21 protein-coding genes and 1 pseudogene are annotated in these 21,607 nt (G+C 66.6%); 6 read left to right on the top strand and 16 right to left on the bottom strand.

Annotated elements, in window-relative coordinates; all coding sequences use genetic code 11:
• Positions 1-113: 113 nt before the first annotated feature.
• The 9 genes from V3B30_RS02090 to V3B30_RS02050 form a co-directional block, all read right to left on the bottom strand.
• Positions 114-647 carry a lipocalin family protein gene (locus V3B30_RS02090; protein ID WP_262082642.1) on the bottom strand — a complete coding sequence of 178 codons (534 nt, stop codon included), beginning with the start codon at positions 645-647 and terminating at the stop codon, positions 114-116.
• A gap of 8 nt (positions 648-655) precedes the next feature.
• Positions 656-1,729, bottom strand: a complete 1,074-nt coding sequence (locus V3B30_RS02085) for a cyclopropane-fatty-acyl-phospholipid synthase family protein (protein ID WP_262082641.1) — start codon at positions 1,727-1,729, stop codon at positions 656-658.
• On the bottom strand, positions 1,726-2,511 hold the full coding sequence (locus tag V3B30_RS02080; protein ID WP_262082640.1) for a DUF1295 domain-containing protein: 786 nt from the start codon (positions 2,509-2,511) through the stop codon (positions 1,726-1,728). Before V3B30_RS02080 ends, V3B30_RS02085 begins: the two co-directional genes overlap by 4 nt.
• The gene (locus V3B30_RS02075; protein ID WP_262082639.1) at positions 2,508-3,053 is read right to left on the bottom strand and encodes a DUF2878 domain-containing protein; all 546 of its coding nucleotides are present in this window, start codon (positions 3,051-3,053) and stop codon (positions 2,508-2,510) included. The genes V3B30_RS02080 and V3B30_RS02075 overlap by 4 nt, the downstream gene beginning before the upstream one ends.
• Position 3,054: 1 nt before the next feature.
• The gene (locus tag V3B30_RS02070) at positions 3,055-4,314 is read right to left on the bottom strand and encodes a cyclopropane-fatty-acyl-phospholipid synthase family protein (RefSeq protein ID WP_262082637.1); all 1,260 of its coding nucleotides are present in this window, start codon (positions 4,312-4,314) and stop codon (positions 3,055-3,057) included.
• Positions 4,311-5,078 carry a DUF1365 domain-containing protein gene (locus V3B30_RS02065; protein ID WP_262082636.1) on the bottom strand — a complete coding sequence of 256 codons (768 nt, stop codon included), beginning with the start codon at positions 5,076-5,078 and terminating at the stop codon, positions 4,311-4,313. Before V3B30_RS02065 ends, V3B30_RS02070 begins: the two co-directional genes overlap by 4 nt.
• Positions 5,075-6,352, bottom strand: coding sequence for an FAD-dependent oxidoreductase (locus tag V3B30_RS02060; protein WP_262082635.1), 1,278 nt, complete (start codon positions 6,350-6,352; stop codon positions 5,075-5,077). Before V3B30_RS02060 ends, V3B30_RS02065 begins: the two co-directional genes overlap by 4 nt.
• A gap of 1 nt (position 6,353) precedes the next feature.
• Positions 6,354-7,304, bottom strand: coding sequence for an acyl-CoA desaturase (locus V3B30_RS02055; protein ID WP_100472265.1), 951 nt, complete (start codon positions 7,302-7,304; stop codon positions 6,354-6,356).
• A gap of 81 nt (positions 7,305-7,385) precedes the next feature.
• A complete protein-coding gene (locus V3B30_RS02050; protein ID WP_262082634.1) occupies positions 7,386-8,153 on the bottom strand; it encodes a hypothetical protein in 768 nt (255 codons plus the stop codon).
• A gap of 132 nt (positions 8,154-8,285) precedes the next feature.
• Here V3B30_RS02050 and V3B30_RS02045 point away from each other — a divergent pair, with 132 nt between their 5' ends.
• The 3 genes from V3B30_RS02045 to V3B30_RS02035 are packed head-to-tail and all read left to right on the top strand — an operon-like array spanning position 8,286 to position 10,283.
• A complete protein-coding gene (locus tag V3B30_RS02045) occupies positions 8,286-8,909 on the top strand; it encodes a sigma-70 family RNA polymerase sigma factor (RefSeq protein WP_100472269.1) in 624 nt (207 codons plus the stop codon).
• On the top strand, positions 8,906-9,580 hold the full coding sequence (locus V3B30_RS02040) for a ChrR family anti-sigma-E factor (RefSeq protein ID WP_262082633.1): 675 nt from the start codon (positions 8,906-8,908) through the stop codon (positions 9,578-9,580). The genes V3B30_RS02045 and V3B30_RS02040 overlap by 4 nt, the downstream gene beginning before the upstream one ends.
• Position 9,581: 1 nt before the next feature.
• Complete coding sequence (locus V3B30_RS02035; protein ID WP_262082632.1) at positions 9,582-10,283, top strand: oxidoreductase; 702 nt, start codon at positions 9,582-9,584, stop codon at positions 10,281-10,283.
• Between the two features lie 2 nt (positions 10,284-10,285).
• Here V3B30_RS02035 and V3B30_RS02030 read toward each other — a convergent pair whose 3' ends face one another.
• From V3B30_RS02030 to V3B30_RS02020, 3 genes and pseudogenes are all read right to left on the bottom strand, one after another.
• Positions 10,286-12,685, bottom strand: coding sequence for a response regulator (locus V3B30_RS02030; protein ID WP_262082631.1), 2,400 nt, complete (start codon positions 12,683-12,685; stop codon positions 10,286-10,288).
• Positions 12,678-13,038 (bottom strand): annotated as a pseudogene (locus V3B30_RS02025) (response regulator). The gene V3B30_RS02030 and the pseudogene V3B30_RS02025 overlap by 8 nt, the downstream one beginning before the upstream one ends.
• On the bottom strand, positions 13,035-15,272 hold the full coding sequence (locus V3B30_RS02020) for an ATP-binding protein (RefSeq protein ID WP_262082630.1): 2,238 nt from the start codon (positions 15,270-15,272) through the stop codon (positions 13,035-13,037). The pseudogene V3B30_RS02025 and the gene V3B30_RS02020 overlap by 4 nt, the downstream one beginning before the upstream one ends.
• 250 nt (positions 15,273-15,522) lie before the next feature.
• Between V3B30_RS02020 and V3B30_RS02015 the strand changes: the two genes are divergently transcribed.
• Entirely contained in the window at positions 15,523-15,816 is a 294-nt protein-coding gene (locus V3B30_RS02015) for a hypothetical protein (RefSeq protein ID WP_100472276.1), read from the top strand.
• 16 nt (positions 15,817-15,832) lie between these two features.
• Here the strand turns inward: V3B30_RS02015 and V3B30_RS02010 are convergent, their stop codons facing one another.
• Both V3B30_RS02010 and V3B30_RS02005 read right to left on the bottom strand, forming a co-directional pair.
• Positions 15,833-16,318, bottom strand: coding sequence for a TspO/MBR family protein (locus V3B30_RS02010; RefSeq protein WP_262082629.1), 486 nt, complete (start codon positions 16,316-16,318; stop codon positions 15,833-15,835).
• 72 nt (positions 16,319-16,390) lie between these two features.
• Complete coding sequence (locus V3B30_RS02005) at positions 16,391-18,586, bottom strand: hypothetical protein (RefSeq protein WP_262082628.1); 2,196 nt, start codon at positions 18,584-18,586, stop codon at positions 16,391-16,393.
• A gap of 133 nt (positions 18,587-18,719) precedes the next feature.
• On the opposite strand from V3B30_RS02005, the gene V3B30_RS02000 reads away from it, so the two are divergent.
• Entirely contained in the window at positions 18,720-19,199 is a 480-nt protein-coding gene (locus V3B30_RS02000; protein WP_262082627.1) for a GNAT family N-acetyltransferase, read from the top strand.
• 19 nt (positions 19,200-19,218) lie between these two features.
• On the opposite strand, the gene V3B30_RS01995 is transcribed toward V3B30_RS02000, so the two are convergent.
• A complete protein-coding gene (locus V3B30_RS01995) occupies positions 19,219-20,034 on the bottom strand; it encodes a helix-turn-helix transcriptional regulator (RefSeq protein WP_329809634.1) in 816 nt (271 codons plus the stop codon).
• Here V3B30_RS01995 and V3B30_RS01990 point away from each other — a divergent pair.
• Entirely contained in the window at positions 19,915-20,619 is a 705-nt protein-coding gene (locus tag V3B30_RS01990) for a DUF6265 family protein (protein WP_329809633.1), read from the top strand. The two genes, V3B30_RS01995 and V3B30_RS01990, sit on opposite strands and share 120 nt — an antisense overlap.
• 573 nt (positions 20,620-21,192) lie before the next feature.
• Here the strand turns inward: V3B30_RS01990 and V3B30_RS01985 are convergent.
• Positions 21,193-21,573 carry a flavodoxin gene (locus V3B30_RS01985; RefSeq protein ID WP_262082612.1) on the bottom strand — a complete coding sequence of 127 codons (381 nt, stop codon included), beginning with the start codon at positions 21,571-21,573 and terminating at the stop codon, positions 21,193-21,195.
• Positions 21,574-21,607: the final 34 nt, after the last annotated feature.

The raw sequence follows: 21,607 nt of genomic DNA, 5'->3' as shown, positions 1-21,607 counted from the left end.
TGATCCATGGGTCGGGCGTATCGTCAGGTCGAAAGTCGCCGGCTACCGATACCCTTTGAAGAGATATTAATGTGACGCGTCACGCCGGGGCGGGCGCGGGCGGCTGCCGCGATCTATCGCACCGACTGCGGTACGCGCCTCAGCTTGCCGGTGTCGTAGCCCATGGCCGCGATGCGTTGCACGGCCTGCTGGTAGTCGCTCTCGGACACCTGTGGCGTGCGCGCCATGTACCACACATAGTCGCGCTTGCTGCGCGCGACAATGGTCTGCCCATAGTGGTCGTCCAGCCAGGCAATCACATACTCGGCCTGGATCGGCCAGATGAACTGCATGCCCCAGATCGCGCCATTGCCCTGTTTCTCGACCCGTCCCACCGGGTGCATCGACTTCTGCGGGGCGTCGAAACTGCCCTTGCGATAGGTGAAGGTCGTCTGGATGCGCCCGTCCGGCTTCAATGTGTAGCTCTCCACCGCGTCGAAGGCCTCGCGCTCCGGCCACGACGGTATGTGGGCGATCACATACCAGTCGCCCATGAAGCGTGGCACGTCCACTGATGGAGGGCGAGGCAGGGGACGGGTATCGCTGGAACTGCAGCCGGAACCAAACAGGCTCAATGCCAGCAGGGGAAGCAGCGAGCGCATGCGCATGTCACACCTCAACGGGGGCGGAAGAGATAGTGGGCGACCAGCCACTGCTGGCCGTCGTCGTAGCCGAACAACTCGGCGCATGCCATCCAGAACATGCGCCAGCGCTGCCACCAGAGCTTCGCCGCGGCCTGGCCGTAGGTTGCGACCAGAACCGGCATCACCTTCTCGCGGGCTGCATCCTGGTTGGCCAGCCAGTGGTCGGCGGTGCGCTGGTAGTGGGTGCCGTCCAGCAGCCAGCGTTGATCGAGCCGCAGGTCGCGCTGGAAATGCAGCAGGGTGTCGGCGGCAGGCATCAGTCCGCCGGTGAAGAAGTGACGCCCCATCCAGTTGTCGCCACCCTCGGTCTCGAACGGGTACATCAGCGTGCGATGGGCGAAGATGTGCACGAACAGCGCGCCGTCGGGCTTCAGCCACTGGCTGATGCGCGCGAGCAGCCGTTCGTAGTTGCGCACATGTTCGAACATTTCCACCGAGACACAGCGGTCGAAGCGTGCGCCGGGCAACTCGAGCTGGTTGACGTCGCGGGTCAGCACCTCGACGTTGTGCAGGCCCCGGGCCTGGCATTGCGCCATGATGTGCTGGCGCTGGCTGTGCGAATTGGACACCGCCGTGATCGCAGCGGTGGGGTAGCGCTCGGCCATCCACAGGGTCAGCGAACCCCAACCACAGCCCAGTTCGAGAATGTGCTGGCCATCGGCCAGTCCGGCGCGCTGGCCGTACAGTTCCAGCATGGCGTCCTCGGCCTGGTCCAGCGTTTCGCGCCCGGTGGGGTAGTAGCAGCTGCTGTACTTCAGCCGCTTGCCCAGGCAGGCCTGGAAGAAGGCCGCGGGAACTTCGTAGTGCTGGCGGTTTGCCGCGTCGGTATGCAGCGCGAGTGGGCTGCCGGCCAGTTCTGCGATGCGACGGTCGAAGCGCGCGGACTGTGCCTCGATGCCGCCCAGCATTTCCTCGTGCAGGCGTTGCGCGCACAGGCGACGGATGCCGGCCCGCAGTGCCGCATCGGGAACCAGCCCGCGTTCGGCCCAGGCGATCAGCCCGGTTTCCGCGTCGTCGGCCGGGGTCAGTGACGGGATCGCGCTCATGCGGAATACTCCTTGGAAGAACGGGGAAACCAGGGGAAGAACATCGGCGTGCTGCGCTGGTAGGCGCGGTAATCGTCGCCGCGGCTGCGCAGTGCCTGCTTCTCGGTGAACGGGATGCCGCTCAGGTAGCGCAGGAACACGTACATCAGCAGCGGGCCGGCCCACGCCAGCCACCACAGTGGCGAGCCGACCGCGAGCAGGACATAGCTGAACCAATGCAGCCACTCGAAGAAGTAGTTGGGGTGGCGGGAGTAGCGCCAGAGCCCGTCGCGGCAGGTGCGGCCCTTGTTCGCTGGATTCGCGCGGAACCTGGCCAGCTGATGGTCGGCCAGGCTCTCGCCACCGACGCTCAGCAGCCAGACGAGTGCGGCGGCCACGATCCACAGCGTCATGCTTGCCTGCGGATTGGCAGCCACCGCGACGAAGGGCAGGGCGAACAGCACGACCAGCAGCGCCTGGGCCATGAAGAAGCCGAAGATCCTGCCTTGATGCCCCTGCCAGTGCTCGCGCAGATAACGGTAGCGGCCGTCCTCCTGTTCGTGACGGACCCGGTGCCACAGGTGCAGGGCGAGTCGGCTGCCCCATAGGCCACCGAGCACGCTCAGCGCGATCCGTGGCGCCGCCGCACCCTCGCCGAGCAGCGCCAGCAACAGGGCCGAAGCGCCCACGCCCTTGGCCCAGAGCACATCGACCACGCCGATGTTGCGGTGGCGGCGCTGCCAGGCCCAGCCCCAGCTCATCACCAGCACGGCATACAGCAGGACCCACAACAGAGTGATCATGACGGTGCTCCGGCCAAGGGTGGCGGGATGGTGCGGGAACCGCGACGAGCGGCCGTGCACAGCAGCGAAAGCGCGATGGCCCAGCCCACCCCCAGCACCAGCAGGCCCTGCCACAGCGGCGCAGTGAATCGAACCGCATCGAAACCGCGCGCTGCGGAGAGATAGGCCAGCGGGGCCAGCAGCAGGCCGAACGCGGCTGGCAGGGCAAGGTGGCGCAGCAGGAAGCGCATCGAAGTGGTCAGCGTCATCGCAAACGCGGCCCATAACGCCATGATCCAGGGGGGCGGTGCCCAATCCAGTGGGGCGGCAGCGTAGCGCACGGTGCTGCTGGCGGCGGCACTGGCGTCGACCAGCCACGCGCAGGCCAGCGCCAACAGCATCAGCCGAAGATCCAGCCGAGGTTGCGGCGAGGTCAGCAGCTGGCTGCCGATGTAGAGCGACGCTGCCAGCAGCGCTGGCCATTGCCAGCCGCGCCCGGCGCCGGCAACGGCGCACAGCCAGACCAGCTGGTTGCCAAGCAGATTGGCCCAGAACCGGCGCATCTCAGCCGCCTTGACCCGATGCGCCAACGGGACGATGCCCCGGGCGCGCCAGCAGCAGATGCGAAACGCCGATCGAACGCTCCAGGAAGCCGCCCTCGCAATAGGCCAGGTAGAACTCCCACATCCGGCAGAAACGCGTATCAAAGCCCTGTGCCTGCACAGCGGGCAGCTGGGCAAGGAAGCGTTGGCGCCAGGCGCGCAGGGTCAGTGCGTAGGAGTGGCCGAAATCCTGCTGGGCGACCAGCTGCAGGTCACAGGATCGCGTCTTGGCCGCCATGATCGCGTTGATCGACGGAATGAAGCTGCCCGGAAACACATAGCGCTTGATGTAGTCGACGCTGCGCCGGGCCTGTTCGTAGCGATGGTCCTCGATGGTGATGGCCTGCAGCAGGGCAACGCCATCCGGCTTGAGCAGGCGTTGCAGCGTAGCCATGTAGGTGTCCAGGTACTCGGCGCCGATGGCCTCGATCATCTCGATCGATACCAGCTTGTCGAACTGGCCCTGCAGGTCGCGGTAGTCCTGCATCAGTAGCGTGACCTGGTCCTGCAGCCCTGCATCCCGCACGCGCTGGGTGGCCAGCGCATGCTGCTCGGCAGAGATGGTGGTGGTGGTGATATGGCAGCCGTAGTACTGGGCGGCATGTACCGCGAAGCCACCCCAGCCGGTGCCGATTTCGACCACGCGGTCGCCTGGCTTGAGCTGCAGCTGCTGGCAGATGTGGTCCAGCTTGCGCCGCGAAGCGGACTCCAGCGGTTCGCTTTCGCTGGCGAACAAGGCCGAGGAATACATCAGGTCCGGCGACAGGAACAGGGCGAAGAAATCGTTGCCGAGGTCATAGTGCGCGGCAATGTTGCGGCGGCTGCCTTCACGGCTGTTGCGTCGCAGGCGGTTCCAGCCGCGCAGTAGCCAGCCTCCCACGCGCGCCGGCCCGTGTTCCATGCTGTCGAGCAGATCGCGATTGCGCACCAGTAGCCGTATCAGGGCGACCAGGTCATCGCAGTGCCACTCGCCGTGGATGAAGCTTTCACCCGCGCCGACGCTGCCCTGTGCCGCCACCTTGCGATAGAACGCCGGGTCTTCGATGGTGACGGTGACATGCAGTTCGCCGCGGGCATCGCCCAGCCAGACTTCGCCCAGCGCGTCGCGCACGCACAGGCGGCCATCGCGCATCGGGGCGAGCTGGGCCAGCAGGCGGCGGCGCAGGAAGGCATCCAATGCGCCGGGGCGCGGCAGCGCGACCGAAGGAGTCATCGAGTTCATCGCGGTTTCTCGGCAAGGGTGGGGTGGTCGTGCACGGGATTGCGTTTCAGCCACAGCCGCAGCGCGTGCCAGTGGATGGCGGCCACCACCTGGGTGGTCATCAGTGGATAGCAGGCGAGGACGCGGGCCAGCCCGCGACCATCCAGGGCGCGCCGTTGCATGACCTGGGTGGCATCAAACTGGCGCCCGCCGTCGCGCCAGACCTGCATGTGCACGCGCAGGCCCTCATCGGGGCGGCTGAACCGCCAGTCGTAGTGGCAATCCATCGGCATGAAGGGCGAGACATGGAAGCATTTGTCGAACTGCCAGCGCAGCGAGGTGCCTTCGTGCGTGGCCGTCGCGACTGGCAGCACGTAGGCGTGCCGTTCCTTCCAGGGCGTATTGGTGATCTCGGCGACGATGCAGTCCAGCGTGCTGCCATCGGCCCGGTAGCAGTAGTAGAAACTGACCGGGTTGAACACGTGCCCGGCGAAGCGGAGATGGGTAAGCAGGCGGACCGGGCCGGTCGGCCGGTAGCCGAGGGAGGTTGCAGCGTGGTCGCGCACCGCATCGGCCAAAGGCCGGGCGGGATCGCCGAAGTAATCGCTGCGACGGAACTCGGCCAGGTTGCGGCGATTGACCGACCACAGCCAGCGCCCGGTGAACACGCTGTCGAGCTCATCCAGGTCGAGCAGCAGCTGTGCGATCGGATAGCGGAATGCATGCGGGTGTGGAAGATGCCTGCGGTGCATCACCTGCCCGAAGTAGAGCGCACTGGCGCTCATGCGGCCACCTCGCCGGGAGCGGCCATGACACGGTGCGGTTCGCAGGTGCGCAGTGCATCGACCACGCGGCGGGCGCTGCGGATGCCGTCCTCATGGAAGCCCCAGCCCCAGTAGGCGCCGGCGAACCAGGTGTGGCGGCGGCCCTGCAGCTCGGCCCAGCGCTGTTGCGCGCGCACTGCGGCATGGTCGTGCACCGGGTGCGCATAGTGCAGGGTGCGCAGCACCTGGGACGGGTCGATCGCCGCGCTGCGGTTGAGCGTTACCACCAGGGGTGTGCGGCCGGGCAGGCCCTGCAGCAGGTTCATGCAGTAGCTGACCGTGCAGGGCGCGGCAGGGTCGCGGGGCACGTGGGCGTTCCATGCCGCCCACGCCTTGCGGTTGCGCGGCAGCAATGACGCATCGGTGTGCAGCACCGCCTCATTGGCCTGGTAGCGGATGGCGCCGAGCACCTCGCGCTCGATGGGGTCGGCGTCACGCAGCAGCGCCAGGGCCTGGTCGCTGTGGCAGGCCAGGATGACCTCATCGAAGCCTTCCACGCCGGCCGCGCTGTGCACGCGAGCGCCCCAGGGCATGCGCTCGACCGACTGCACCGGGCACTCCAGCCGCTCATGCACCCGCCAGCGGGCGCGCAGGGCATCGACATAGCGCGCCGATCCACCGCTCACCACCCGCCACGGTGCGCGCCCGGTCATCTGCAGCATCTGGTGGTTGGCCATGAACTGGGCCAGATAGCGGGCCGGGAAATCCACCACCGTGGCCGTCGGTGACGACCACAACGCGGAGGCCATCGGCAACAGGTGCTCGTCGATGAAGGCATCGCCGTAGCGCTGGCTGCGCAGGTACTGCCCCAGCGTTGGACCCGCGTCTTCTGCCAGCAACAGGGGGGCATCGCGGTAGAACCGGCGCAGGTCGGCCAGCATGCCCCAGAACCGCGGCGATACCAGGTTGCGGCGCTGGCAGAACAGGCCATCCAGCGAGGTGGCGTTGTACTCCACGCCGCTGCGCTCGCTGTGCATCGAGAAGCTCATCGTGGTCGGCTGCGAGGCTACGCCCAGCTCGTCGAACAGCGCGGTCAGCAGCGGATAGTGCTGGGGATTGAACACGATGAACCCGGTGTCCACCGCCATGCGCATGCCATCCACCTGCACGTCGTGGGTGTGGGTGTGGCCTCCCAGATAGTCGTTGGCCTCGAACAGCGTGACGTCGTGTTCGCCGTCCAGCCACCAGGCGCTGGCCAGCCCCGCGATGCCCGAACCGATGATCGCGATGCGCATGTCAGTACCTCGCCTTGGCCAGCACCCACTCGGGAATGGGCTTGAGCCCTTTGACCAGCCCCAGCGCCGCCATCGCGCGCAGCCCGTACCAGGTCAGGTCCACTTCCCACCAGCGGAAGCCCTGGCGGACGGTGCCCGGGAAGAAGTGGTGGTTGTTGTGCCAGCCTTCGCCGAAGGTGAGCAGCGCCAGCCAGAGGTTGTTGCGGCTGTCATCGCGGGTCTCGAAGCGGCGGCGGCCGAAGCGATGGGCCAGCGAATTGATGGTGACCGTGGCGTGGAACAGCACGATGGTGGAGATGAAGAAGCCCCATACCAGCAGTTGCGGGCCGGAGGTGTGCAGGCCCGGCGCCCAGCGCTCCAGCCCGGCGCCCAGTGCATACAGCGCTGCGGCCAGCAGTACCGGCACAGCCGTATCGAAGCGGTCCAGCCAGCGCAGTTCCGGGAAGCGTGCCAGGTCCGGTACCCGCGACAGATCGGTGGCAAAGGCCTCGTGGGTCAGGAACCAGCCCATGTGGCTGCGCCAGAAGCCGCCTTCACGGGGGGAGTGCGGGTCCAGCGGCTGGTCGGCGTGACGGTGATGGTGGCGATGGTGGGCGGCCCACCAGAGCGGCCCGCGCTGCACGCTGGAGGCGCCGATCACCGCGAACACGAACTGCACGGGCCGCGATGCCTGGAAGGTGCGGTGCGAGAAGTAGCGGTGGTAGAACGCGGTGATGGCGAACATGCGCACCGCATAAAGCGCTGCGGCGACGATCACCGCTGTCCACGAGATGCCCACCCAGAGCACCGCGATGCAGGCCAGGTGCATCAGTGCGAACGGCACGGCGCGGACCCAGTCGATGCGGCCCGGCCGTTCGCCGCTGGCGTCTGCGGCGTTGCCGGTATCGAACCAGCGCTGCAGCGTGCGCAGCAGGCGCCAGCGTCGACGGGGGAGGGGCGCTACAGAGGCCATGGCGGATCTCGGCGGGTGTCGTGACCTCCTGTACGCAGCAGGATGCGTATTGGATGCGCCACGGCGCATTGAATTTCGACTTCACCTGGGCGTCACGACGCAGCGCTCCGCCAGGGGTTGCGCCCACGCCTGCTGCCAGTCGCTTGCTGATCGCCCGACGGGCGGAGAGTTGAAGCGAACGATCACCTGTGGGTAGCTGCCGCGCGCATCGCGCAGGTTGCTGGTGCCGCGGAACTCCAGCAGGCGGCGGTCGGCAGTGGCGTAGACCAGGGCCAGGCGCGGCGCGATGCCGCCGTACCAGGTGTCCACACTCACCTCGATGGCCTGGGCATCGACGTCCTGCCAGCGAACAGGGCCGGTGCGCCGCACCTGCACCGGGAAGTAGCGCTGGCGCGCCGGCACCAGGAATGGCAGCGTGATGCGCTCGCCCCGCAGCAGTGCCGGCCAGTGCAGGCGCACCGCCGCGTCGAATCCTGCATCTATCACCGCGTCCGGCGGCAGTTCAAGCCGGCGCTGACGCAGCTGGCTGGCGGCATCTTCCTGCCAGGAGATCGACACCGAATCGCCGGCGGCCTCCACCTCGGCCTTCTGGCCACTGCGGCGGTCCTCGAGCAAGTAGCCCCGTGCCTGCGGCCGGGCGCTTGCCGGCAGATGCTTGCGGGCGAAGGTCTTGCCATCCGGACACTGGTACAGCACCCAGCGCTCGGCGCCCTCCGTTGCCTCGCGCTGCCAGTGCACTTCACGGTAGAGGATGTCGCCCTGTGCGGAGGTGGCCACGCCCTCGCTTCGCAGCCAGGGGGCCGCCAGCGCGGCATGGGGCAGGCACAGCAGCAGCCAGGCGGTGCGCATGGTGTTCATCCGTAAGGGCGGGCTCTGGTCATACGCCGGGAGCGGCTGGTTGGATGCGTTGGGTAACCTGCATCCAATTGCTGCCCCCGCGCGTACAGAGGACAGACCTTCACCCGCCCGCCGCGAACGCAGATGTACCCTGACGCCGCCAGCACTCTCCTCAACTTCGATACCGCACGCACCGTGTCCAGTTCCCAGCAGCCGAGCAGCGAGCCGACGAACTGGGCCGGTGACATGGACGGCGTGGCGCGGCTGCGCGATCGCGACTGCTTCATGCGGATCTACGACCATTTCATGCCGCGGTTGTGCGTGTACCTGCGTGGCCTGGGCGTGCCTGACGCGGTGGCCGAGGAGCTGGCGCAGGAGAGCCTGTTGCGGCTATGGCTGCGTGCGGCTGACTTCGATCCTGCGCAGGGGGCACTGAGTACCTGGCTGTACCGCATCGCGCGCAACCTGCATATCGACCGCGTGCGGCGCGAACGCAGCTGGATGCAGGTACAGGCAGCGGTGGAAGATGCGGCAACACTGGACGTGGTTGAGCGCAGCAGCGCCGAGCAGTTCGCCGACCAGGCGCGCCTTCGCCAGCGCATCAACGAGCTGCCTGCGGTGCAGGCGCGGCTGGTGCGGATGTCCTATTTCGAAGCCAAGAGCCACAGCGAGATTGCCGAGGCGCTGGGCATGCCGCTCGGGACGGTCAAGTCACACCTGAGGCGGGCGTTCCTGCAGCTGCAGTCGAAAGTGGGAGGTGCGCTGTGAATCCGCATCACCACCTGCATGAATCCACCTTGATGAGCTATGCCGCCGGCGCGCTGCCGGCGCCGTTGAGCATCGTGGCCGGCGCCCACCTGGAGCAGTGCCCGCAGTGCCGCCAGCGCCTGCGCGAGGCCGAGGCGATCGGCTCCGCATTGCTGGAGCAGACGCAGCCAGCCACGCCCGATCGGCGCCGCGAGCGGCTGCGCGAGGCCATGCTGATGCAGCTGGCGGCGGAAACGCCGCTTGCCGTGGCCGGCGCCGCGCGTCCCGTGCCGAAGGAGCGGCCCGAGGCCGATCCGGATCATCTGCCTGCCTCGCTGCACCCCTATTTCGGCGCCTCGCTCAGTGGGTTGCGCTGGCGCTGGATGGCGCCGGGGGTGCACTGCATCCGTGCCGAGCAGATGCCCTCGCTGATCATGCTGAAGATCGCCCCGGGCAAGTGCCTGCCCATGCACAGCCACGGCCGCAGCGAGCTGACCCAGATCCTGCGCGGTTCCTACAACGACGCGCTGGGGCTGTTCGCACCGGGCGACGTGGCGGACCTGGATGAGGATGTGGAACACCAACCAGTCACCGCACCTGGCGTTCCCTGCATCTGTGTATCGGCGTTGGATGCACCGCTGGTGTTCAGCGGCTGGCTGGCACGGAAGATCCAGCGTTTCGTGAAGCTCTAGGATGAGTACGGCGATGGCAACCGGTGCGCTACGGGTTCTGTTGACCGGTGCCGCGGGGCTGGTGGGGCAGGGTGTGGCCCTGGCCTGCCAGCGCTCGCCCCGGGTCGCCAGTCTGACCGCACTGGTCCGGCACCCGGGCAGCCTCGCCGGTAGCGGCAGCGAGCTGATCGTGCCGGACTTTCTGCATATCCAGGATCGGGTGGAGGACCTGGCCGGGTTCGATGCATGCTTCTACTGCGCCGGCGCTCCGCCGGTGGGCACCGCCGAGGCCGAGTACCGGCGGGTGACGCTGGACACCACCCTGGCCGTCGCCCGCGCCTGGGCCACGGCGAATCCGCAGGGGTGTTTCCTCTATGTATCTGGCGCCGGCGCGGATGCGCGAAGCCGGGTGATGCCATTGCGGGTGAAGGGCGAGACCGAGCGGGCACTGCAGGAACTGCCGGTCCGCACGGTCATGCTGCGTCCGGGTGGCGTGCGCCCTGTGGAAGGCACCGGCACCCGTCACGGCCTGTTGAAGCCGCTGTACTGGGGTGGCGCGCCCTTGATGAAACTGGCGGGCGCGATTGCGCCGTCGCTGGTGACCAGCAACCTGGCGCTGGGCCAGGCGATGATTGCGCTGGCCGGCAGGGAGCACCCGCCGGCCACGGTGGAGTGCGCGGACATCAACCGGATCGCAGCGGACCAGCGCGACCCGGTTGCCTGACCTCAGTGCGTGGCACCCTCCAGCGCGGCACGTACCGCCTGGGCCAGGTCGCTGCGGGTGAACGGCTTGGGCAGCAGGGCGGCTGCCCGGCCTTGGCTGCCGACTGCGTCGTGGTCGCGTGGATAGCCCGAAGTGAACAGCACGGCGACTTCCGGCCAGCGTTCCCGCACTTCGCGCACCAGCTCCCAGCCCGACATGCCGGGCATCACCACGTCCGAAAACAGCAGGTCCACCTTGGTGTCGGGGCGTTCCAGCAGGCGCAGCGCGGAGGGGCCGTCGTGTGCTTCCAGCACGCGATAGCCCAGCAGGCGCAGGGCATCGACGGTGTGCGCACGCACATCATCATTGTCCTCGGCCACCAGGATGGTTTCCTCGCGTGGCGAGTAACCCGCCAGGCCGGTCTGCGGTGCGCTTGCCTCGCAGGGCAGGGCCAGCGTCGAACGCGGGAACATCATGGTGATGCTGGTGCCGCCGCCTTCCACCGAGTCAATCAGCACATGGCCGCCGGACTGCTTGACGAAGCCATGCACCATCGACAGGCCCAGGCCGGTGCCGCGGCCAACCTGCTTGGTGGTGAAGAACGGCTCGAACACGCGCGCGAGGGTGGCCGCGTCCATGCCGTGGCCGTTGTCGCGGACCCGCAGCATCACGTATTCGCCAGGCGCAGCGTCGGGGAACAAGGCGGCGTAGTCGTGGTCGAGATGGCTGTTGTCGACTTCGATCACCAGCCGGCCGCCGTGGGGCATGGCATCGCGGGCGTTGACGGCCAGGTTGAGCACCGAGGCTTCCAGCTGGCTGACGTCGATCTCGACGCACCAGACGTCCTCGGCGGCGCGGATTTCCAGCTGCACCAGCTCGCCCAGAGCACGCTGCAGCATGTCATGCATGTCCAGCAGCCGGTCGTTGAGGTTGGCGGCCTGGCTGTGCAACGGTTGACGCCGGGCAAATGCCAGCAGGCGCTGGGTCAGGCTGGCGGCACGGCCCACACCCTTGAGGGCGTTGTCCAGCGCACGGCTGACCATGGCGCCCGGCTCGCCGGCGCGCTCGCTGAGCAGCATGGCGTGTTCGACGTTGCCGGAAATCACGGTCAGGATGTTGTTGAAATCGTGGGCGATGCCGCCGGTGAGCTGGCCCACCGCTTCGATCTTCTGTGACTGGCGCAGTGCATGCTCGGCCTGCAGCCGGGCCGTGGTTTCCACTGCCTCCGACACCACCGCCGTCACTGCGCCTTCGGCATCCAATAGCGGACGGAACGAAAAATCGTAGCTGCGGCGGCCGGTGGGCAGCTCCAGTTCCAGTGCATGCAGCGAGCTTTGCCCCTTCGCGGCATCGGCAACGGCCAGGTCCACCAGGGTGCCAACGTCGCCGCTGGTGCTGAACCACAACGATTGCCCATAGCGCTGCCCTACCACGCCGGGCTTGTCAGCCAGTACGGCAGCCAACGATGCAACATTGGCATCGACCACGCAGCCCTCCAGGTCCAGCAGCACCTGATGCTGGAAGCTGGATTCGAAGATGGCCTGCAACCGTCGTTTGCTCGCCCGCAGTTCGGCGGTGCGCGCCTGGACCTGCCGTTCGAGCAGCTGGTTGTCTTCGCGCAGGGCGAGCTCGGCCTGCTTCAGCCCGGAGACGTCGCTGCCCAGGCAGATGTAGCCGACCACGGCGCCGTCGGCGCCTCGCTCCGGCACGCAGTCCATCTGCACGAAGCGTGACTCGCCGCTGCGGTGGGCCAGTTCCACCTGGAAGCGGGTGCGCTCACCCTGCAGCACCCGTTCGATGCTGGGCAGGGCATGTTCGAAGGCGGAAATGCCGCTGACATCGCGCGCCGAACGGCCCAGCAGTTCGGCCAGGCTGACGCCGTGCCAGTCCAGGAAGGCCTTGTTGGCGAAGCGGTAGCGATGCTCCTTGTCGAGCTGGGCGATCAATGCCGGTACAGCATCGGTCACCTGCTGCAGCTGGGCCTGGCTGTCATTCAGTGCGGCCTGCGCGTGGGCCAGCTGGGTGCGCTCGTGCTCCTCCTGGCGGGCGCGGCGGATCGCATCCGGCAGGCGCTGCAGGCGCTGCTTGACCACGTAATCGCGTGCGCCGCGGGTCAGCGCCTGTACCGCCAGCTCCTCGGTGAGCGTACCGGAGACGAAGATGAAGGGCGTCTGCGGGATCCGCTCGCGCGCCAACGCAAGGGCAGCGTCGCCGTCGAATCCGGGCAGCACGTGATCGGCCAGGATGACATCGAAGGCGCGATTCCCGATCGCCTCGATGAAGGCATTGCGGGTCCACAGGCGCTCGGCCTCGAAGTCGAGGCCAGCCCGCTGCAGTTGTGCGCTGATCAACTCCGCATCAAGCGCACTGTCCTCAAGCATGAGGATGCGCAGGCGCTCGCTGCGGCGCGATCCATCACGCATTGTGCTGCCCCGAGCCGTTGGGGCGATGCGGCGGTGGCTGGTTGGTGATGCCCCAGAACATGCCCAGGCCCTGGATGGCGTCGAAGAACTCCTTGAAGTCCACCGGCTTGACCACGAATGCGTTGACGCCCAGTTCGTAACTGCGCACCAGATCCTGCTCTTCGCGGGAGGAGGTCAGCATCACCACCGGCGTGCTGCTCAGGTTCGAATCGCCACGGACCTGCTAGCGCTTCGGCGCCGTCACGTACATGGATGACATCGTTCAGCAACTGGCAACGCGACAGCGCCGCCAGCGTCAGCTCTGCATCCTTGGGGCTGTCCTCTACCAAGAGGATCGGCCGCAGGTCCCTCATGGGTGATCTCCTGTGGAACGGGGTAGGGTGAAATGGATCGTGGCGCCCTTGCCTGGCTCGCCCTCGGCCCAGGTGCGGCCGCCATGGCGGCCGATGATGCGGCGCACGTTGGCCAGGCCGATGCCGGTGCCTTCGAATTCCTCGACGTGATGCAGGCGCTGGAATACGCCGAACAGCTTGTCGACATAGCGCATGTCGAAGCCGCAGCCGTTGTCGCGTACGAAGAAATGGTCTTCGTCGACGTTGCGCTCGTGACCGATCTCTATCACTGCCTGCTCGCGCTCGCGGGTGAACTTGATCGCGTTGGCCAGCAGGTTCTGCCAGACCAGGCGCAGCATCGTCGGGTCGGCCTCGACCTCCGGCAGCGGTGCCAGACTCCACTGTACGTCGCGGCCGCTGTAGTCCAAGGCCAGGCTCCTGCGGACATCTTCGGCCAGTGCGGCCATGTCCAGTCGCACCCGGCCGAGCGTGGAACGGCCCATCTGCGAGAAGCTGAGCAGGTCATCCACCAGCGTTCCGGCAGATTTGGCAGACTCCACGATCGTATCCAGGAAGCGGCGCTCGGTGTCGTTGAGGCGTTCGCCGGCCGAGCTGCCCAGCAGCTCCGAGTAACCGACAATGTGGCGGAAGGGCGCGCGCAGGTCGTGGCTGACCGAATAGGAAAACGCTTCGAGTTCCTTGTTGCTGCGGACCAGCTGTTCGTTGAGCTCGGCCATTTCCTCGGCCTTGCGCAGCACGATGTCGACGATGGCGGTGCGCATCTCTAGGGCGGCATCGCGGTCGGCGTCGTTCCACGGAAGGCTGCGCTGCTGGACGATTTCCTTCCAGGCCTCGAAGGAGCTGCGCGGCGAAAGTGCCACCTCGGGTGCTTCGGTCTTGCGTGGATCGCCGCCCCAGCGCACGGTACGCACCACCTCCGGTCGGAACCACATCAGGTAGCTGTCGTGCAGCTGCGAGATGGACACCGCCAGTACGCCGCTGGCCACGTCGGACAGGCGCGCACCGGGCGCCCAGTCGGCTGCCAGATGGTCACTGCAGTACGTTTCCTGCCCGGCCTGCTGTGCGGCCAGCCAATCGGCCAGGGCCAACACGTCGGTTGCGGGCGGGCACTGGCCCACACGCATGCAGTCGCCCTTGTGCACGATGGCGGCCCCTGCCGCGCCGGTCAGCGACAGCAGGCTGGCTTCATCGTGGCGCAGCGCAGCCATGAAATCCTCGTCGCCGGCCATGCGTGCAAGCAGCTTGACCAGCACCGAGCGGCGCGCCACGCGCTCTTCGATGGCGCGTGCACGCTCCTTCAGCGCGATCTGCAGCGACAGGATCTGGCCCATGAACTCACAGGCGGTGCGCACGTGGTAGGGCAGGCGGCGCGGCTGCACCGTGTGGCAGGACACCAGGCCCCACAGCTGGCCCTCATGCACCAGCGAGACCGACATCGACGCGCCGGTGCCCATGTTGCGCATGTACTGCAGGTGCACCGGCGAAACGCTGCGCAGCACGGCCAGGCTCAGGTCGGTGGCCGGTGCATCGCGATACTCCTCGCTGCGCATCAGTGGGGCAGGGGTGTAGTTGTTGTCCGCGATCAGGCGTACCCGGTTGCTCCGGTACAGCTCGCGGGCCTGGGCCGGGATGTCCGATTCGGGAAAGCGCAGGTCCAGGTAGGACGGCAACAGGCCGTTGCCATCCTCGGCGACCACGATACCGTTCCAGCCGGCATCGAACTGGTAGACCAGGGTGCGATCGAAGCCGGTCAGCCGGCGCATGTGCGCGGCCGCCAGCTGGCACAGATCTTCCACGGTGCTGGCCGATTCGATGCCAGTCATCAGTTCGCGGATCGACGGATACAGTTCTTCAAGCGAACCCGGCTGGCCGGGAACCGGTGCCTCCAACTCGACCAGCAGATCCGTGGCAGAGCGGTGCAGCAGCAATTGATGGCGGCCGTGGCCATCCAGGTGCACGGCGCCGACATGGGCGCTGCTGCCGACCGTGGCCTGCTGGAACAGCGCCTGGAAGGGCGCCAGTACGCCGCCCAGCACCTCGCTGACATGCTGCGACAAGGGTTCGCCGAACTGCCGCAGCAGACCCGGCTGGCTGATCGCGCGCTCGCGCACCCGCAGTGACTGTGGCTCCACTACCAGAAGCACGCCGTATGGCTGGATGGCACCGGGCGTGTGGATCGGTTCGCGCGCACAACGGGACTGGGCGGTGTCGTGCGTGGGCTCGGCAGAAGGCATCAAGGGCTGGACTCATGATTCGTGGATGGCTGGAATGGCCCAGCTGCACCCGGTATCCGTGGATGGTGACGCAAAATCCTGCATTCGCATACCAGTACGCGTGCGTGAAGAGCGCTTCATTCGAAGCTGAATTCTTCATCCAGAGCATCCGGGAGCACCTGCGTGCTTCGCGAAAGGTACATGCGCGCTGCACGCGCGCTCGACACCGACTTGCCTAGGGTGAACGCACATTCCTGAGTGACCACCTCCCGTGAACCTGCAGACCTTGCCTTCAACGCCGTACCGCATGCTTGCCGACAGCTGCCAGTTTGAGCTGCTGGATGTGGATGCCCTGCAGGATCCGGCCAGTGGGCGCCTGCTCCACCTGTACTCGCTGGTTGCGCGCTGCCTGTGCTGCGAAACGGTATTCAAGGCAGAGGAAGGGCAGGGCCTGGTCAGCCACACCGCCGCGCGGGTGGTGCGGTGCCCCACAGGCTGTGGCCAGCAGGCGTTCAAACCCGCGTTGCTGCGTACCTGGCAGCCACATCACGTCGCCCAGGCCTGAAAGTGCCGATACCGGGTCACAGTACCCCGGGATTGCCGCGCCAGACCGCGAAGTTGAGCGCAGAGGCGAACGATATCCAGGCCAGGTAAGGCAGCAACATCACTGCCGCACCGCGGTGGATGCGGGCGAAGGCAACGATCGTTGCGCACACCAGCGTGATCAGTACCAGGATGTCGACGAAGGCCAGCGCGCCCAGCTTCCAGCCGAAGAACAGCCAGCTCCATAGCGCATTGACGGCCAACTGCAGCAGATAGAGCACCAGGGCCGGTTGCGCGTTACGCCAGCCGCGTTCGCGCCAGACCAGCCACGCCGCAAGGGCCATCATTGCGTAGAGCAGGGTCCATACCGGGCCAAACACGCTGGCAGGCGGTGCCCAGGCGGGCAGGGCGAGGGCAGCGTAGAAGTTGGCGGCGGATGTGGATGCCCACGCGCCGACTCCCGCCGCCGCAAAAGTGACCATGCTCCATCCCAGAAGACCCAAAGCCTGTGAACGCCGCTTCATTCCGTACCGCTCCGTCATGCCTATACCCGTGCATACGAACAGAAGCGGCACATGGATGCAGCCCGGGTGCGATCAGTCTGAAGTGCCTCCGACGCTGCCACCCTGGCTGGCAGGCAGCAGCGATGGCTGCTGATCGAACCATTCGCGCGCCTTGGCCAGATGCCACTGGCGCTGGTCGCCATTGAGTTCGATGCCGGCGCCCAGCAGCCCCCAACGCAGGTAGAGATCGCCACGCTTGCGCTGCTCCAGAAGATCCAGCCGCGCACGTACCGTCAGGCGATCATTCTCGGCCTCCAGTCCGTCGATCAGCAGATGGCCCGGACGCCAGCGCAGCGTGGCCTGTGCATCGACCTGGCCAGAGTCGAGCAGTGACAGCGTCCAGCGCGGATAGTCGGTGCGCTTGGCGAACACGGCCAGCAAGGGGCGTGCATCGCTCAGGGTCAGATCGGTGGTAGCGTCCACCTGGAACGGGGACTGCGCGTCGATGCGGCCCCGCTTGAACACGGCACGGCCTTTCCACGCGCTGTTGGAATCGGTGCCCGCCACCTGCACATTGCGCAGCTCCACGGTGGTGCCGGACAGATCGAAATGGCGCTGGTTGAAGTCGCCGCGGCGAAGCGTCGCATTCACGTCGACATCGCCGCCCAAGTCCAGGCCCGCAACGTTCGCGCTGGCATTGCGGCCCAGCAGCCGCGCGGTGCCGTGGCCGACGCGGCCATCGGTGTCGAGCGTGGCGTCGCCGCTGAGGCTGCCGGTGCCACGCAGCAGGCGCACCTGTTGGGAGCCAAGGTAGCGGTTGTAAGCGGCCAGGTCCGGAATGGTCGCTTGGCTGAAGCGCAGCCGCGCACGAACGCCCTTGCGCAGTTCCTGCAGGCGTCCATCGCCAGCGAGGTCCACGGCCAGGTCGCGCCCGTCGAACAGCCGCACGTCCTGGGCATCGCTGGGCCGCGCGGTGAAGCGGGGCAGCCGGATGGCCAGCTGTGCCTGGTTGGGGCTGCCTGCCTTCAGCTCGCCATGCGCGCTGGCGGTACCGGCCAGGCGCACGCCGGCCACTTCGGCCACTGCTGCGGCCGAGGGAATGTCCACGGTGCTGCCTTCGATCAGTCCGCCATTGCGCAGGCGCAGATCCGCCTTCAGCGTGCCACCGCCATCGAGCTGCAGCCATGGCTTGCGCACGAACAGGGCAGGGATCCAGTTGAGCGAGGTGAAGGCCCATTCGCCTCGAACGGTACCGGAGCTGCGCTCCAGCAGCTGGGCAGGGTGCTGGAACGGGATCTCGCGCCCGGTGATGTGCAGATCGGCATCGATGCCGGCGGCCGAATCCGGGCGTGGCGGCAGGCGGGCCTGCAAGCGCAGGTCGTTGGCCACACTGAGCTGCAGGGCCAGCACGCCGCGATCGGGCGCGCCATCGCCGAGGAAGAGCGGTACCTGCCAGAGTGCGTGGTCACCGGGTTGCAGCTGGCCATCGATCAAGTGGAGCGCCAGCTGCAGGTGTCCGGCCACGGGCGCGCTGGAGACCTTCGGCGATGTTGCATCCGTATCCATGCGCAGGCCCTGGCTGCGCGCATCCACCTCAAGTTGCGCATGCAGCAGCTTCAACTTGGCCAGGCCGGGCGCCTGGTCGCGATAGTGGCGCGGATAGCTGAAGCGCGCGGTCAGATCCATGTCGCCCAGCAGCTGCACGCCGTCATAACTGGTGTCTGCTGCGCTGAACGAGACCTCGGAATCGAACAGCTCGGACGGCCCGCCACGCAGTTGCTTGAGGAACCCCACCGTGCCCTGGCCCTTGCCGATGATCAGCAGCTTGCCGAGCCGGGTACTGCGAATACTGTCGCTGTGGATGGCGTCGAAACGCAGGTTCCAGCCCTGGTCGCTGCGCGGGGGCGACGGAATGGCCTCCTCGACGCGGCTGATCTCGGCAGACACGCCATTGGCCTGCAATCGGGGAACCCGCACTTCGCGGCGGAACAGGGGCAGCACGGCCAATCGGGCGCTGGCACGCTCGGCATGCAGCACGTAGACGGTGTGGTTGACGTGGCCGCGCATGTGCACGTTCCAGGCAATCACATGGCCCGGCAGCAGCGTGATGGCCGGGCCGGTCGTCATCACGAACTTGTGCGGCTTGCGGTTGGTGACCTGGTCGAACAGCGGGGTATTGAGGAAGATGTTGCCGGCCAGCAGGTAGAGAACGTACACGCCCAGCAGGAGGTAACCAGCGACGCGCCATCGGCGGAACCGGTGTGGAGTGCGCGCGGGAGTGGGGGACATGTACTGCTCTAGAGGCCGGAATTTGCTCAACTATTGCGGAACTGATGGCGGTGGCGCGTGAAGCGGGTGCGGGGCACGTGCTGGATTCTGCTAGTGTCCGCCTTGCCCACTATGCCGAACCGCGGGGAATCGCATGGAGATCCGAGCTGCCACCGCCGGTGACTTCGACGCCATGTGGGCGATCTTCAAGGCGGCCATTGCGACGGAGGATTCGCTTCCGTTCGCCGGCACCTTCGAGGCCGGAACCTTTCGGAGCCACTGGTTCGGGGTGCAGCCGGCCTTTGTGGCCGTTCTGGAGGGGCGCGTGGCCGGAATGTACAAGATGGGTGCCAACTTCCCGGACCTGGGCGCGCACGTCGCCAGTGCCACCTACGTGGTCGACCCGCTGACGCAAGGGCGTGGCGTCGGGCGGGCGCTGGTGGAACACAGCTTGGATCGCGCCAGATCGGAGGGGTTCCTGGCCATGCAGTTCAACTACGTGGTCAGCACCAATGCGCCAGCGGTTGAGCTGTACCGGAAGCTTGGCTTCGCCGTGGTCGGGACGCTACCGGCGGCGTTCCGGCATCGGGCGCTGGGGTTGGTTGACGTATATGTGATGCACCGGTTCCTGTAGGTCGACGCAGGGCAGGGGCTCACGGTGAGCGGGCGACACTGCTTCCACGCACGAAGGCCGCTGCCAGCCGCAGTGCATCGTTACTGCCACGATCGCCGCGCAGCGCGTCGGCCAGTCGGCCGGGCGTGACGCCGGTCCAGCGCACCAGGTCATGCGTGGCATGGGCCTGGTCGCTGTAACCGTGGCGCGCCGCAGCGGAGGCGATGCTGGTGGCTTCTCCATCCAGCGTGTGCAACAGAGCCTGCAGCCTGCAAACCCGGGCATATTCTTTCGGGGTCATGCCCACGGCCGCCAGAAAACGCGACTGCAAGCCACGCAGGGACATGCCAAGCCGCCGTGCCAGTTCGGCGATGCGCAGAGCGCCTTCCGCTGCATCCAGTCCCGCAACGGCCAGTTCGATGCGCTCGTCCAGCGCGAAGCCGGCACAACGATCCCGCAGCACCTGCCAGAGGGGCTCGGGCGTTCCGCTGGCGGCGCTTGCCCGCGCGGCGGCGCTGAAGGTCTCGGCAAAGATGGCATCCAGCGTGTACAGGTCCGGCGCCTGGTCGCGAAGCCCGGGCAGGCGGACGCCGGCAATCAAGGCGCTCGCGGCCGGCTGCAGGCGCACGCCGATGCAGGAAACCGGGCCGACAGCCTGCAGACGAATCGGGCCGCATTGCTGTGCAGCGAAGCAGAACGGCAGATCGGAGCGGATCCGGCCATCTGCCCCATGAAGATGCAGCGGCACGCCCAGTTCCGCCAGCAACTCGCAGCGGCCATCGGGATAGATGACCTGCACGTCATGGCCGGGGGCTTCGTCCCGCAGCCACCAGAGGCACTGGACATGACGGCGCAGGTCGCCGGGGGCAGGGTGCTCGCGGTAGTCCATGCGGCATCGGACGCCATCCTGCGCATTTTTACAAGCGCCCTTGGCGGCCCTGCCGCTAGCCTGCAGCCAATCCATCCAGGAGGTCTGTACATGTTGAAGTCGAAGGTGGCGGTGCTGGGCGCAGGCCTGGCGTTGGGAAGCGGCGCGGCCATGGCTGCACCGGCCGAGTTCGATTGGCTGGCCGGGCATTGGTGTGGCGGCACCGAGGAGCGCAGGCTTGATGAGGTCTGGCTGCCCGAGGCCGGCGGCGCATTGCTTGGGATGTCGCGCACGCTGAGCCACGGCGATATGGAGTCATTCGAGTACATGCGCCTAGTGCCTGCAGGCAAAGCGGCTGGCCTGCATGTGCAGCCCAATGGCGTGGCGCCAACCACATTCGTCATTGCTGACCACGGCGAAAACTGGGTGGTGTTCGAGAACCCGCAGCATGACTTCCCGAAGCGCATCGAGTACCGGCGTGATGGCACTGCGCTGAAGGCGAGCATCTCCGGTCCGGCAGATGATGGGAAGATCCTGCGGATTCCGTTTGACTATCGTCGTTGTGGGGATTGAGTGGGCAAGATGGCCCAAGGTGAGGCTTTGGGATCTGAGGGCTGGGAAGGCTCCGGTCGCTTGGGCGGCGATCCCGCTGTGAACATAATATACATTATGCGAAATCGAATATCCGCCAAATCTGGGCCTTTGTCGGCTCAGCGTGGCAATGGCTGGCCTCTGGCTCGGCTCTTGCCTCCGCCCTCAGTCCCCGGCCAAGGATGAGATCGCGGCATGATTGAGTTCGACCCGCACCAACGCATCGACTTGACCGGCCCTTGGGCCGGTTGTATTGTTCATCGCAAACACTCTTAGTGTGCCATTGCAGAGATTTCAGCTTTTGAGGCAGACAATTTCAGTGCAAGACGGCCGGTTGCAGACATTTGTTGTTGCTGGCGGCCGCAAGGTAGAAATTACTGATGCGCAAATGCCGCGCCATAGAGTGTGCATTCTTGCTGCAGGATCATCACCTATCTAGCTTCAGCGCTATCGAGATCGGTAGGCCTTCTGAACTAGGTCTGGCAAGCCTGGGCGCATCTGGCCGCGGGACCGGATCCTCGACCTAGGGCTGTGACAGCGTTGTGCCGGATGTCTCTAGATTACGCCTCGACGGTCCAAAATCCGATCTGATCTGCACCCTACCCCAGTCGGCAATTTCCTTGGTCCGCCCCTGGCATGGCGCGCTGGTTCGTGCAAGAGCTTGTTGTGGATTGGTGGAGGCTGGCTATCCGTCAAGACCTGTGGATGCCAGCCACTCGTTAACTCGAGGTTCGCGTCGGGTGCCAGTTCGATCACCTGTCTTTGACTGCGCCCGAGCCCATAGCCGCCGTGGGTTACGAACTGATAGAGCTTCTTCCCGGCAAGACTGTGCGCTGACAGGAATGACGCAATAACTGGCGGCAACGACTCCCCCAAGATGGGATAGCCGAGCATCACCGTGTGGTAGCGATCAATGGATCGCTCATTTGTAGCCAAGGGCGGAAGGTAGCCTTGCTCGCGCTCACGCCTA

The sequence above is a fragment of the Stenotrophomonas sp. SMYL41 genome, assembly GCF_036319965.1.
Classification (GTDB): domain Bacteria; phylum Pseudomonadota; class Gammaproteobacteria; order Xanthomonadales; family Xanthomonadaceae; genus Stenotrophomonas; species Stenotrophomonas maltophilia_R.
This window is presented reverse-complemented; position numbering and strand designations above follow the sequence as displayed.

What these genes read in the sequence shown, in the direction of transcription:
- V3B30_RS02090 (WP_262082642.1), bottom strand. Translation starts at nt 647, where the DNA reads ATGCGCATGCGCTCGCTGCTTCCCCTGCTGGCATTGAGCCTGTTTGGT.
- V3B30_RS02085 (WP_262082641.1), bottom strand. Translation starts at nt 1,729, where the DNA reads ATGAGCGCGATCCCGTCACTGACCCCGGCCGACGACGCGGAAACCGGG.
- V3B30_RS02080 (WP_262082640.1), bottom strand. Translation starts at nt 2,511, where the DNA reads ATGATCACTCTGTTGTGGGTCCTGCTGTATGCCGTGCTGGTGATGAGC.
- V3B30_RS02075 (WP_262082639.1), bottom strand. Translation starts at nt 3,053, where the DNA reads ATGCGCCGGTTCTGGGCCAATCTGCTTGGCAACCAGCTGGTCTGGCTG.
- V3B30_RS02070 (WP_262082637.1), bottom strand. Translation starts at nt 4,314, where the DNA reads ATGAACTCGATGACTCCTTCGGTCGCGCTGCCGCGCCCCGGCGCATTG.
- V3B30_RS02065 (WP_262082636.1), bottom strand. Translation starts at nt 5,078, where the DNA reads ATGAGCGCCAGTGCGCTCTACTTCGGGCAGGTGATGCACCGCAGGCAT.
- V3B30_RS02060 (WP_262082635.1), bottom strand. Translation starts at nt 6,352, where the DNA reads ATGCGCATCGCGATCATCGGTTCGGGCATCGCGGGGCTGGCCAGCGCC.
- V3B30_RS02055 (WP_100472265.1), bottom strand. Translation starts at nt 7,304, where the DNA reads ATGGCCTCTGTAGCGCCCCTCCCCCGTCGACGCTGGCGCCTGCTGCGC.
- V3B30_RS02050 (WP_262082634.1), bottom strand. Translation starts at nt 8,153, where the DNA reads ATGCGCACCGCCTGGCTGCTGCTGTGCCTGCCCCATGCCGCGCTGGCG.
- V3B30_RS02045 (WP_100472269.1), top strand. Translation starts at nt 8,286, where the DNA reads ATGTACCCTGACGCCGCCAGCACTCTCCTCAACTTCGATACCGCACGC.
- V3B30_RS02035 (WP_262082632.1), top strand. Translation starts at nt 9,582, where the DNA reads ATGAGTACGGCGATGGCAACCGGTGCGCTACGGGTTCTGTTGACCGGT.
- V3B30_RS02030 (WP_262082631.1), bottom strand. Translation starts at nt 12,685, where the DNA reads ATGCGTGATGGATCGCGCCGCAGCGAGCGCCTGCGCATCCTCATGCTT.
- V3B30_RS02020 (WP_262082630.1), bottom strand. Translation starts at nt 15,272, where the DNA reads ATGCCTTCTGCCGAGCCCACGCACGACACCGCCCAGTCCCGTTGTGCG.
- V3B30_RS02010 (WP_262082629.1), bottom strand. Translation starts at nt 16,318, where the DNA reads ATGAAGCGGCGTTCACAGGCTTTGGGTCTTCTGGGATGGAGCATGGTC.
- V3B30_RS02005 (WP_262082628.1), bottom strand. Translation starts at nt 18,586, where the DNA reads ATGTCCCCCACTCCCGCGCGCACTCCACACCGGTTCCGCCGATGGCGC.
- V3B30_RS02000 (WP_262082627.1), top strand. Translation starts at nt 18,720, where the DNA reads ATGGAGATCCGAGCTGCCACCGCCGGTGACTTCGACGCCATGTGGGCG.
- V3B30_RS01990 (WP_329809633.1), top strand. Translation starts at nt 19,915, where the DNA reads ATGCAGCGGCACGCCCAGTTCCGCCAGCAACTCGCAGCGGCCATCGGG.